The organism is Mesorhizobium erdmanii (assembly GCF_013170725.1).
GTDB classification, from domain to species: domain Bacteria; phylum Pseudomonadota; class Alphaproteobacteria; order Rhizobiales; family Rhizobiaceae; genus Mesorhizobium; species Mesorhizobium erdmanii.
In genome coordinates this window covers 2,193,615-2,205,341 of record NZ_CP033361.1, presented here as the reverse complement: position 1 = coordinate 2,205,341, position 11,727 = coordinate 2,193,615, and the positions used below count along the sequence as shown (strand labels likewise).

Genomic DNA, 11,727 nt, shown 5'->3' with positions numbered 1-11,727 from the left:
GCATTTGAGAAGTCGCTTCGCTCTCCAGAATTGCAGCCGCGGAACGCCTCGCGCATTTCGACCCGCTTTCACGTCTTCTCCAATACAACCGGAATGACGTCGACAGCTTGCTCGCCGACCTGTCCGCCGGTGGTTTTCAGCACCCCAACGATCGGTGCCACGTCGGAATAGTCGCGGCCATAGCCGACGGTTATATGGTCGTTGCTGGCTCGCATGCCGTTGGTCGGGTCGAATTCCTGCCAGCCGGCGTCACGCCCGCACCAGACCTTGACCCAGGCATGCATGGCATCGGCGCCTTCCAGCCGCGGCTTGCCCTTTGGCGGGATGGTGCGCAGGAAGCCGCTGACATAGCCGGCCGGAATGCCGAGCCCGCGCAGCCCGGCGATCATGATGTGCGAAAAATCCTGGCAGACGCCGCGCTTCAGCCTGAAGGCATCGCTGGCGCGGGTCCGCACCGTCGTTGCCTCGCCGTCATAGGTGAAATCGCGATAGATGCGGTTGCACAAATTCATCGCCGTCCCGGCCGCCGAGGTGCCGACGCTGTCCTGCGCATAGGAGGTGATCGCACCGTCGAGGCCGGAATGAGCGCTTCCCGCCAGAAAATGGTGCGGGGACGCGGACGCCAGCGATCGCACCGCGGCCAGTTCCTGCCTCAGACGCCCGATATCAGGCGACACGTCGAGCCCCGGCTCGGGCCGCGACACCGAAACGCGCGCGCTCATCCTTATGTCGAGTTCATCATGCGCATCGCGAAAGGCGATCGAGGTGACGATGTTGCCGAAGAAATCGGAAAAATCCGACCGTTCGTTGGGCGCCGGTGCGAAAGACAGGGATGCCGCGATCACGCGCTGGACCCCTGGTATCGTCGACGGCAGCACACGGATCTGATGGCGGCCGCCGCCCGCCGCCGCCGCATAGTCGTAATGGAGGTGAAGCCTGATGTCGTAAAGCATGCCTACTTTTCTTGTTTTGTCGCAGGTTCTTGCCGCAAAACCGCGCGACACTTTCGCGGACCCTGCTTAGCCGAAATAGGCCTTGGAAAGGCTGTTGTAGAGGCCGCCGATTTCGTAGGCGAGTTCGTCCAGCGCCTCTGCGGTCATGTCCGAAGGCTCCTTGATGGCGATGGCCGTGTTGAGTTGCAGGATCTCCTTCGCCGCCGGCGACATGTGCCCCTCGCCGCCTACCGACGGCAGCAGCCCGATCTCCGCCTTCAGCCTTTCCAACTGGAACAGGATGGAGCGCGGATTGAGCGGATCGAGCGCCAGAAGATCGATCACCGTGCGCCGGCCCGCCTGCACCGGATATTGGCGGCGGTGGGTCATGACGCTGTCGCCGATCTCCAGCATCATGTCGAGCGCGCCGTCCGGCGCCTTGGCGCGGGTCAGGCGGGCAAGCGTACGGGCAATCTGGATGCCGCGCTCCAGCCGCCGGCCGATCTCGAGGAACCGCCAGCCGGCGAAACGGTACATATTCTCGTGCAGCAGACCGGAAAAACCGGCGAGCTTACGCAGGATCACCGTCATGGCCCGCGTCGCATCGTCGCCCGGCGCCACCGTCGTGGCAAACTGATGGATGGTCTTCGACAGGTCCTTGAGCGCCAGCCAGCCATCGGGCGAGAAGCGGTCGCGGATCTGGCCGGCACTGTAGACGGCACTGTCGAGCGTGCCGATCAGCCCCAGCGGGATCGCCGTATCGACATCGATGCCGAACGGTTCGAGATAATCCCTCATGTCGGCCAGCAGCGGCATGTCGGGGTCGGACGTTTCGGCGAGCCGCACGTGATAGGCGCGCAGGATGCGCACCGTGTCTTCCGAGCGTTCGATATAACGGCCGAGCCAGGTCAGGTTTTCCGCCGCGCGGCTGGGCAAGCTGCCCGGCCTGGTGCGGGTGAAACTGTCGCCCTCTTGCGGCAGCAGCGTCTCGCGTTCCACCGGCCGGTCGCTGACCACCCAGACGTCGGCCGCATGGCCGCCGCGCTGCATGGCGAGCGCCGTCGGGTCGAGCGAGAGGCCGACGCGGGCAAAGCCGCCCGGCATCACCGTCCAGCCCGCCGGCGTGCGCGCCAGATAGACGCGCAGGCTTGCCGGCCGCGGCTCCAGCCAGCCGCCGACATAGACGGGTGTCGTCGACAGCGTCACCGCTTCCTGGCCAACGAAGGCGTCGCCGCACTCTTCGATGCGCGCCACCAGTTCCGCCCGCTCTCCGGCCGACAGCGCCGAACCGAGCGTGGTCTGGCCATCATCCTCGAAGGCAAGCCTGGTCGACAGCGCCGGGCCGATCACCATGCGGTCGATATTGGCAAGCACATGGGCGCGTTCGGCCGCTTGCCCGCACCACCATGTCGCGACACTCGGCAGCAACAACTCCTCGCCACGCAAGGCGCGTGAAATCTTGGGCAGGAACGCAAGCAGCGCCCGCGTTTCCATTAAGCCGGAGCCCAATGCATTGACCGTGGAAACCGCCCCTTGCCGGATCGCCTCGACCAGCCCCGGCGTGCCGATCTGCGAATCCGAGCGCAATTCGAGTGGATCGGCGAAGGCGGCGTCGAGGCGTCGCCACAGTACGCTGATCGGCATCAGGCCGGAAACGGTGCGCACCATAAGCCTGCCGCCGGAAACGGTCAGATCCTCGCCTTCCAGCAGCATGATCCCGAGATAGCGGGCGATGTAGGCGTGCTCGTAGTAGGTTTCGTTGAGTGGCCCCGGCGTCAATATGGCGACGCGGCCGTCGCTTTCCCTGGCCATGCCGATCAGCGCATCACGGAAACGGCGGAAGAAGCCGGCGAGCCGGTGCACATGCATTTCGCCATAGATGTCGGACAATGCGCGCGTGGTGGCGACGCGGTTTTCCAGCGCGAAGCCGGCCCCCGATGGCGCCTGAGTGCGGTCACCCAGCACCCACCACTGGCCGTCCGGCCCACGGCCAAGTTCGAATGCACAGAAATGCAGATAATGGCCGCCAGCCGGCGTGGTGCCCACGACAGGCCGCAAATATTCGGGGCTGGCCGCGATCAATCCCGCCGGCAAGATGCCTTTTTCGATGAGCCGGTTGGGCCCATAGATATCGGCGATGGTTTCCTCGAACAGCTCGGCGCGCTGGACGAGCCCGGCGCTGATCGCGGCCCATTCTGCATCCTCGATGAGCAGCGGCACATGCGCCAGCGGCCATTCGCGCTCATTGGCGCCGGCCTTGTCATAGACCCGGTAGTAGACGCCGGCATCGCGCAGATACTGGTCGGCGCGAGCAAAGCGCTGGCCGAGCTTTTCAGGCCCCAGTTCGTCGAGCGCCTCGATGAAATGCTTCCAGACCGGGCGGGGATTGCCGGCGGCGTCGACCATCTCGTCGACGACACCGTCGATCGGCCGGTAGTGCTCCAGCAGGCTGTGGACCTGCGGCTTGCCGCGTACCCTTTTGTGATTCCCCTTTGCCATGTCCGATCACAGTCTGGGTGGGCGCCGAAGGTCAAGGGTCATCGGGAAATCTTCCCCCGGCTGTTCCTCGCGCAGCACATAGCCCGATGGTGTGTGGCCACGCGGTTCGAAGCGGGCGAGCCGTCGCGCTTCCGCCTCGTTGCCGTTCACCGGGAAGGTATCGTAGTTGCGCCCACCGGGATGCGCGACATGGTAGACGCAGCCGCCGACCGCCCGGCCTGACCAGCGGTCATAGATGTCGAAGACCAGCGGCGTGTTGACCGGCAGCGCCGGATGCAGGCCCGAAGCCGGCTGCCAGGCCTTGAAGCGCACACCGGCCACCGCCACCTCACGGTTGTCCGTCACCTTCATCGGTACGATGCGGCCGTTGCAGACGATGGCATGACGCTCGGGATTGAGACCTTCGGTCTTGACCTGCAGCCGCTCGACCGAGGAATCGACGAAGCGCACGGTGCCGCCGATCGCGCCCTGCTCGCCCATGACATGCCACGGCTCCAGCGCCTGCCGCAGCTCCAGCTTGATGCCGGCGTGCTGGACCTCGCCGCAGAAGGGAAAGCGGAATTCGAGCTGGGCGTCGAACCATTCGGGCCGGAATTCGAAGCCGTTGAGCTTGAGGTCATCGAGCACGTCGAGAAAATCGGCCCAGACATGATGCGGCAGCATGAAGCGGTCATGCAACGAGGTGCCCCAGCGCACGAAACGGCCGTCGAGCGGGTTCTTCCACGCGCGGGCAATGATCGCCCTGACCAGCAATTGCTGCGCCAGGCTCATGCGCGCATTGGGCGGCATCTCGAAACCACGGAACTCGACCAGTCCCAACCGACCGGTCGGCCCATCCGGCGAGAACAGCTTGTCGATGCAGATTTCCGAGCGATGCGTATTGCCGGTGACGTCGGTCAAAAGATTGCGGAACAGCCGGTCGACCAGCCAAGGCAAAGGGGCGTTGCCTTGATCTGGGTGCGGCACCTGCGCCATCGCGATCTCAAGCTCATACAGCGAATCGTGACGCGCCTCGTCGAAGCGCGGCGCCTGGCTGGTCGGGCCGATGAACAGGCCCGAGAACAGATAGGACAGCGAGGGATGCCGCTGCCATTGCAGCACCAGGCTCTTCAACAGATCGGGCCGGCGCAGGAACGGGCTGTCATTGGGCGTCGCGCCGCCGACCACGACATGGTTGCCGCCGCCGGTGCCCGTGTGGCGGCCATCGATCATGAACTTGTCGGCGCCAAGCCGCGTCCGCCGCGCCTCTTCGTAGATCGCCGTGGTCGTCGCCACGCAATCCTGCCAATTCGACGCCGGATGGATGTTGACCTCGATGACGCCGGGGTCGGGCGCGACGCGGATGACGTTGAGGCGCGGATCGTGCGGCGGACCATAGCCCTCTATGTGCACGGGCAGGCCGATGGCCCTTGCCGCATTCTCGGCGGCGGCGACCAGTTCGAGATAATCTTCCAAAGCTTCCACCGGCGGCATGAACACGCACAGCCGCCCATCGCGCGGCTCGACCGAAAGCGCGGTGCGCACCGCGCCGCCGATCTCGGTGATCTCCTGCTCGACCCGATCCTGCCGACCGGTCGCGGCGGTGAAGGATGCCGCTTGCTGGCGCCTTGCCATTTCGTCGGCACCTTCGAGCTCGGCCGGAGCCGCTGTGGGCAGGATCGCTTCACGCGTCGGCAGCGCCCCACGCGGCAACGACGGATCGACCGGCACGATATAGGGATACTGCGCCGGCGGCACATGGGGCAGCGTTCCGAGTGGCAAGCGATAGCCAACCGGTGAATCGCCAGGGACGAGAAACAGCCGGCCGCGCCGCGTTTTCCACTTTTCCGAGCGCCAGCGCGGCCCCGACGCCTGGCTGTTCCAGCGCTGCACCGGCAGCACATAGCCAGATGGCTTGGTCAGACCGCGTTCGAACACTTTCGCCATGCGGCTGCGTTCTTCCGGGTCTTCCAGCTTCGAATTGGACGGATCGACATTTTCAGGCAGCTTGCCTTCCTTGAGCAACCATTCGGCCGGATCCTCATAGGCTTCGCTGACCATGGCCTGGTCGATACCGAGTTCACCGGCAATCGCGGTGAGCAGGCTTTCAGCCTGTTTTGGACCGATATCAGCCGAACTCTTTTCGCGGGCGATCAGCGACGGATCGCTCCACACCGGCTGGCCGTCGGTCCGCCAGTAGAGCGAGAAGGTCCAGCGGGGCAGGCTTTCGCCCGGATACCACTTGCCCTGGCCGTAGTGGAGAAAGCCGCCCGGCGCGAAACGCTCGCGCAGCCGGCGGATCAGCGCATCGGCCTTTTCGCGCTTGGTCGGGCCGACGGCGGCGGTGTTCCATTCGGCGGATTCGAAATCGTCGATCGACACGAAGGTCGGCTCGCCGCCCATCGTCAGCCGCACGTCGCCTTCGCCAATTGCTGCATCGACCTTGTTGCCGAGCGCGTCGAGCGCCTGCCAGCTTTCATCCGAGAATGGTTTGGTGATGCGCGGATGCTCGGCAATGCGGTCGACCCGCATGTCGAAGCCGAATTCGACATTGGCAAAGCTTGCCATGCCGGAAATCGGTGCCGCGTTGCGGAAATGCGGCGTCGCTGCCAGCGGCACATGGCTTTCGCCGGTCAAGAGGCCCGAGGTCGGGTCGAAACCGATCCAGCCCGCGCCGGGCAGATAAACCTCGCACCAGGCATGCAGGTCGGTGAAATCGACCGATGTCCCGGCTGGCCCATCCAGCGCGACGAGGTCCGGTTTGAGCTGGATCAGATAGCCGGAGACGAAGCGCGCGGCGATGCCGAGATTGCGCAGGATCTGCACCAGCAGCCAGCTCGAATCCCGGCACGAGCCCTTGCCGGCCGCCAAAGTTTCCTCCGGCGAAAACACGCCGGTCTCCATGCGCACTATATAGGCGATCTCGCGTTGCAGACGCGCATTGAGGTCGACGAGGAAATTGACGGTGTTGGGCGCGCTACGGTCGATGGTTTTCAGAAACGCCGAGAGCAGCGGCCCCGCCGGCTCCGGTGTCCGGTAGATGGCGAGATCATCCCTGATCTCTTCCGGATACTCGAACGGAAATGTCTCGGCCGACGGTTCGACGAAAAAATCGAACGGATTATAGACTGTCATGTCGGCGACGAGGTCGACCTCGATCTTCAGTTCGCTTACCGGCTCCGGAAACACGAAACGGGCAAGGAAATTGCCGTAGGGGTCCTGCTGCAAATTGACGAAGTGGTTCGCCGGTTGGACCTTGAGCGAATGGCTGAGCACCTTGGTTCGGGAATGCGGCGCCGGCTGCAGCCTGATGATCTGAGGCCCGAGCACCACCGGCCGGTCGTATTTGTAATGGGTCAGGTGGTAGACGGCTGCCAGAATTGCCATGGGACCCCGGGGATCGCGTTTAACTGGCCGAACCCTGACACAAGTCCCGGGCATTCTCCAAGCACAGATGTTGCGGTGCACCTAAATTAAGCAGCTAAGGACTGTATGGCCGGGTTTGCAGACTGGTTCCACCAGCCTCCAGAATTGGCAAAGGCCTTCGCGTCTTCGTCATCCTTGGGCGAAGCAAGGAGCGCAGCGAGGCAGCGCAGACCCCAGGATCCATTCGGTTAAGCCAGACGTAGAGCGCGTGGGTGCAGGAAACGTTGTGCTCTGTCCTGAAAAATCCTGTACCGCAGTGCCGTCTTGACGTGGCGGCATGGATCCTCGGGTCAATCCCGAGGATGACGAAGCAGAGGGCTCAGAAGAATGCCTGGATACCCGTTTGCGCCCTTCCCAGGATCAGAGCATGCACGTCATGCGTGCCCTCATAGGTGTTGACGGTCTCCAGATTCTGGGCGTGGCGCATGACGTGGTATCCGATCTGGATGCCGTTGCCGCCATGCATGTCGCGGGCCTGGCGGGCGATGTCGAGCGCCTTGCCGCAATTGTTGCGCTTGACGATCGAGATCATTTCCGGTGCCATCTTGCCTTCATCGAGCAAGCGCCCGACGCGCAACGATGCCTGCAGCCCAAGCGCGATCTCGGTCTGCATGTCGGCGAGCTTCTTCTGGTAGAGTTGCGTGCCGGCCAGCGGCTTGCCGAACTGCTTGCGGTCGAGGCCATACTGGCGGGCGCGATGCCAGCAATCCTCAGCCGCCCCCATCGAGCCCCAGGAAATGCCGTAGCGAGCCCGGTTGAGGCAGCCGAACGGACCACCAAGGCCCTTGGCGTTGGGCAGCAGCGCGTCCTCGCCGACCTCGACGCCTTCCATCACCACTTCGCCGGTGATCGACGCCCGCAGCGACAGCTTGCCACCGATCTTCGGCGCCGACAGCCCCTTCATGCCCTTTTCGAGCACGAAGCCGCGGATCTCGTCCTTGCCGTTCTCACCCTTCAGCTTCGCCCAGACCACGAACACGTCGGCGACCGGCGCGTTGGAAATCCACATCTTGGAGCCGGAGAGCTTGTAGCCCTTGGCGGTCTTTTCCGCGCGGGTCTTCATGCCGCCCGGGTCGGAGCCGGCATCCGGCTCGGTCAGGCCGAAACAGCCGATCAACTCGCCGCTGGCGAGCTTGGGTAGATACTTCTTGCGCTGTTCGTCCGAGCCGTAGGCGTAGATCGGATACATCACCAGCGACGACTGCACCGACATCATCGAGCGGTAGCCGGAATCGACGCGCTCGACTTCCCGCGCCACCAGCCCGTAAGTCACATAGCTGGCGCCGAGCCCGCCGAACTCTTCCGGAATGTTGATGCCGAGCAGTCCGGCCTCGCCCATTTCGCGAAAGATCGCCGTGTCGAAGGTCTCGTTGAGATAGGCCTCCTCGATGCGCGGCGCGAGCTTGTCGGCGGAGAAAGCCGCCGCACCGTCTCGCACCATGCGCTCGTCTTCCGAAAGCTGGTCCTCGATCAGGAACGGATCTTCCCAGACGAATGCATTCTTGTCGGCGGCCATGGCTTCTGGTCCTCGAAAACGGGTGAAGCCCGGCTTATCGGCCTCCAGCCTGAAAAAATCAAACGAAATTGCTTCACCAATCAATGAGCGTTAGGAATAGATCATGAGTGTCCAGCGCCGCCTCCTGCCCAACATCAGCGCCCTCGCCGCCTTCGAGGCGGTGGCTCGCCTTGGGTCTTTCACCGCAGCCGCCCAGGAACTGGATCTGACCCAGGGCGCCGTCAGCCGGCAGATCAGCGCCTTGGAAGACCAATTCGGGCGCCGATTGTTCGAGCGCGACAGCCGCAACGTCCGGCTGTCGACGGCAGGGGAAATTTATGCCGAAGCGGTGCGTTCGGCACTTGGCCAACTGCGTGATGCAGCCCTTGGATTGATGAGCAATCAACATGGTGGCATCCTGAATCTGGCCATACTGCCGACCTTCGGCACACGTTGGCTGATGCCGATGATCCCCGACTTCGTCGAAAACAATCCCGATATCACCATAAACTTCGTCACCCGTGTCGGTCGTTTCGACTTCGCCAGGGAACGGCTGGACGCGGCCATCCATTACGGCTTGCCGGACTGGCCGGAAGCGGACTCGACGCTTCTTGTTCGCGAAACCGTGGCGCCGGTGGTGTCGCCGGCATTCCTCGCCGACCGCGCCATCGCCACCCCTGCCGATATCGGCCGCCTGCCCCTGCTGCACATGGCGACGCGCCCTGGCGCCTGGACCGAATGGTTTGAACATCAGGGCCTCAGCGCGCCGACCGGACCGGGCATGCAGTTCGAACAATTCGGCACCGCCGCCCAGGCCTGCATGGCCGGGCTCGGCGTGGCGCTGTTGCCGCTGCTCTTGATCGCCGGCGAATTGCAACGCGGCCAGCTTGTACCTGCGCCCGGCCAGCCGATGCAAAGCCGCAGCGCCTACTACCTCGTCGTCCCGCACGACAAGCGCGGCCATCCGCCCGTCGCCAGTTTTCGCGACTGGCTGCTGGGCCATGTCGAGAAGGACCCCGCGGTCCTGGCTTGGTAGCTACTTCCGCTTCAAGGCATCCGCCAAGGCCGCGCCGAACGCGCCTTGCTGGGCCGGGCGCTCCGGCTGGCGTTGCGGCGCTGGCGAGCGTGGCGCCGGCCTGCCGCCGCCATTGTCGCGCGGCCCGCCTTTCGAGGCACCGCCCTCGCCGCCGTCCTTGCGCATGGAAAGCGCGATGCGCTTGCGCTTGATGTCGACGTCGACGACGCGCACCTTGACCACGTCGCCTGCCTTGACCACCTCATGCGCGTCCTTGATGAACCGGTCGGCCAGTTGCGAGACATGCACCAGCCCATCCTGATGAACGCCGATATCGACGAAGGCGCCGAAGGCGGCGACATTGGTGACCGTGCCTTCGAGCAGCATGCCGGGCTTCAGATCCTTGATGTCGTCGACGCCGTCGGCGAAGGTCGCCGTCTTGAAGCCGGGACGCGGATCGCGGCCGGGTTTTTCCAGTTCGGCAAGAATGTCGCGCACCGTCGGCAGGCCGAAACGCTCGTCGACGAAGACGCGCGGATCGAGCGCCTTGAGGGCCGCGCTGTCGCCCATAAGCGAGCGCACATCGCGGCCGCATGCAGCGACGATCTTCTTGGCCACGCCATAGGCTTCCGGATGCACCGATGAGGCGTCGAGCGGCTCGCTGCCATTGGCGATGCGCAGGAAGCCGGCGGATTGTTCGAACGCACGTGGTCCAAGGCGGGACACCTTCAACAGGTCCTTGCGGCTGGCGAAAGGCCCGGTCGCGTCGCGATGCGCGACGATGGCGTCGGCCAGCGACGCGCCAAGGCCCGAGACGCGCGCCAGCAGCGGCGCCGAAGCGGTGTTGAGATCGACGCCGACCGCATTGACGGCATCCTCAACCACCGCTTCCAGCGAGCGGCCGAGCCGGTACTGGTCGACATCGTGCTGATACTGGCCGACGCCGATCGATTTCGGTTCGATCTTGACCAGTTCGGCCAGCGGATCCTGCAGACGCCGAGCGATCGACACCGCGCCGCGCAGCGACACGTCGAGACCGGGGAATTCCGCCGCTGCCGTCGCCGACGCCGAATAGACCGAAGCGCCGGCCTCGCTGACAATCACCTTGAGCGGCTTCGGGCCACCGTCGGAAGGCATATCGGACAGCATGTCCGCCACCAGCTTTTCGGTTTCACGGCTGCCGGTGCCGTTGCCGATCGAAATCAGCTCCACCTTGTGCTGCCGGATGAGCCTGGCGAGTTCCGCTTGCGTGCCGCGTACATCGTTCTTCGGCGGGAACGGATAGACCGTCGTCGTCGCCACCAGCTTGCCGGTGCCATCGACGATCGCCACCTTGACGCCGGTGCGGATGCCAGGGTCGAGCCCCATCGTCGGACGCGAGCCGGCGGGCGCTGCAAGCAGCAGATCCTTGAGGTTGCGGGCAAAGACGTGGATCGCCTCTTCCTCGGCCCGCTCGCGCAGATCGCGCATCAGATCGAGCGTCAAGTGCAGCGAAAGCTTGATGCGCCAGGTCCAGCCGGCGACGTCCATCAGCCAGCGGTCGCCCGGCAGGCTGGCGCCGATGGCATAGGCGTTGGCGATCATCCGCTCGACCGGCTTCACCGGCGACGCATCGTCGGCATCCACCTCGATGTCGAGCGACAGCACTTCCTCGTTGCGGCCGCGCAGCATCGCCAGCGCGCGATGGCTCGGCACATTGGCCCAGCGCTCGACATGGTCGAAATAGTCGGAGAATTTGGCCCCGGCCTCCTGCTTGCCGTCGACCACCCGGGCGCGCATGAAGGCGCGGTCCTTCATATAAGTCCGCAGCTTGCCGACCAGGTCGGCATTCTCGGCGAACTGTTCCGAGAGGATGTCGCGGGCGCCTTCGAGCGCCGCCTTGGCATCGGCCACCTCCTCGGTGACAAAGGCCAGCGCCGCCTCGGCGGGTACCAGCGACCGGTTCGCAAGAATGGCCTCCGCCAGCGGCCCGAGCCCGCGCTCACGGGCGATCTCGGCCTTGGTCCGGCGCTTCGGCTTGTAGGGCAGGTAGATATCTTCCAGTTCCGCCTTCGTGGCGGCGGCGGCGATCTTGGTCTCAAGCTCCTCGGTCAGCTTGCCCTGCTCGCGGATCGAGCTGAGGATGGTGTCGCGGCGCGCATCGAGTTCGCGCAGATAGGCGAGCCGCTCGGCAAGGTCGCGCAGCTGCGTGTCGTCGAGCCCGCCGGTCACTTCCTTGCGGTAGCGCGCCACGAACGGCACCGTCGCACCCTCGTCGAGCAGTTCGATCGCCGCAGCCGCCTGTTCCGGCCGCGCCTTGATCTCGGTCGCGATGATGGCCGCGATGCGCTTGATGTCGGATGCCATGTCGTTCCTATCGTCACCAAAAGAGCGGCGACCAT

Annotated in this window: 6 protein-coding genes; 1 reads left to right on the top strand and 5 read right to left on the bottom strand. The window is 64.7% G+C overall.

The window, feature by feature from the left end:
- Positions 1-68 precede the first annotated feature (68 nt).
- From EB233_RS10645 to EB233_RS10630, 4 genes are all read right to left on the bottom strand, one after another.
- Complete coding sequence (locus EB233_RS10645) at positions 69-953, bottom strand: transglutaminase family protein (protein ID WP_064988915.1); 885 nt, start codon at positions 951-953, stop codon at positions 69-71.
- A gap of 66 nt (positions 954-1,019) precedes the next feature.
- Positions 1,020-3,431, bottom strand: a complete 2,412-nt coding sequence (locus tag EB233_RS10640) for a circularly permuted type 2 ATP-grasp protein (protein ID WP_064988916.1) — start codon at positions 3,429-3,431, stop codon at positions 1,020-1,022.
- Between the two features lie 6 nt (positions 3,432-3,437).
- Positions 3,438-6,797: a transglutaminase family protein gene (locus tag EB233_RS10635; RefSeq protein WP_064988917.1), complete on the bottom strand. Its 3,360-nt coding sequence runs from the start codon at positions 6,795-6,797 to the stop codon at positions 3,438-3,440.
- Positions 6,798-7,155: 358 nt separating this feature from the next.
- Entirely contained in the window at positions 7,156-8,352 is a 1,197-nt protein-coding gene (locus tag EB233_RS10630; RefSeq protein WP_064988918.1) for an acyl-CoA dehydrogenase, read from the bottom strand.
- A 103-nt stretch (positions 8,353-8,455) separates the two neighbouring features.
- On the opposite strand from EB233_RS10630, the gene EB233_RS10625 reads away from it, so the two are divergent.
- Complete coding sequence (locus tag EB233_RS10625; RefSeq protein ID WP_027056860.1) at positions 8,456-9,367, top strand: LysR family transcriptional regulator; 912 nt, start codon at positions 8,456-8,458, stop codon at positions 9,365-9,367.
- Here EB233_RS10625 and EB233_RS10620 read toward each other — a convergent pair whose 3' ends face one another.
- Positions 9,368-11,692, bottom strand: a complete 2,325-nt coding sequence (locus tag EB233_RS10620) for a Tex family protein (protein WP_064988996.1) — start codon at positions 11,690-11,692, stop codon at positions 9,368-9,370.
- Positions 11,693-11,727: the final 35 nt, after the last annotated feature.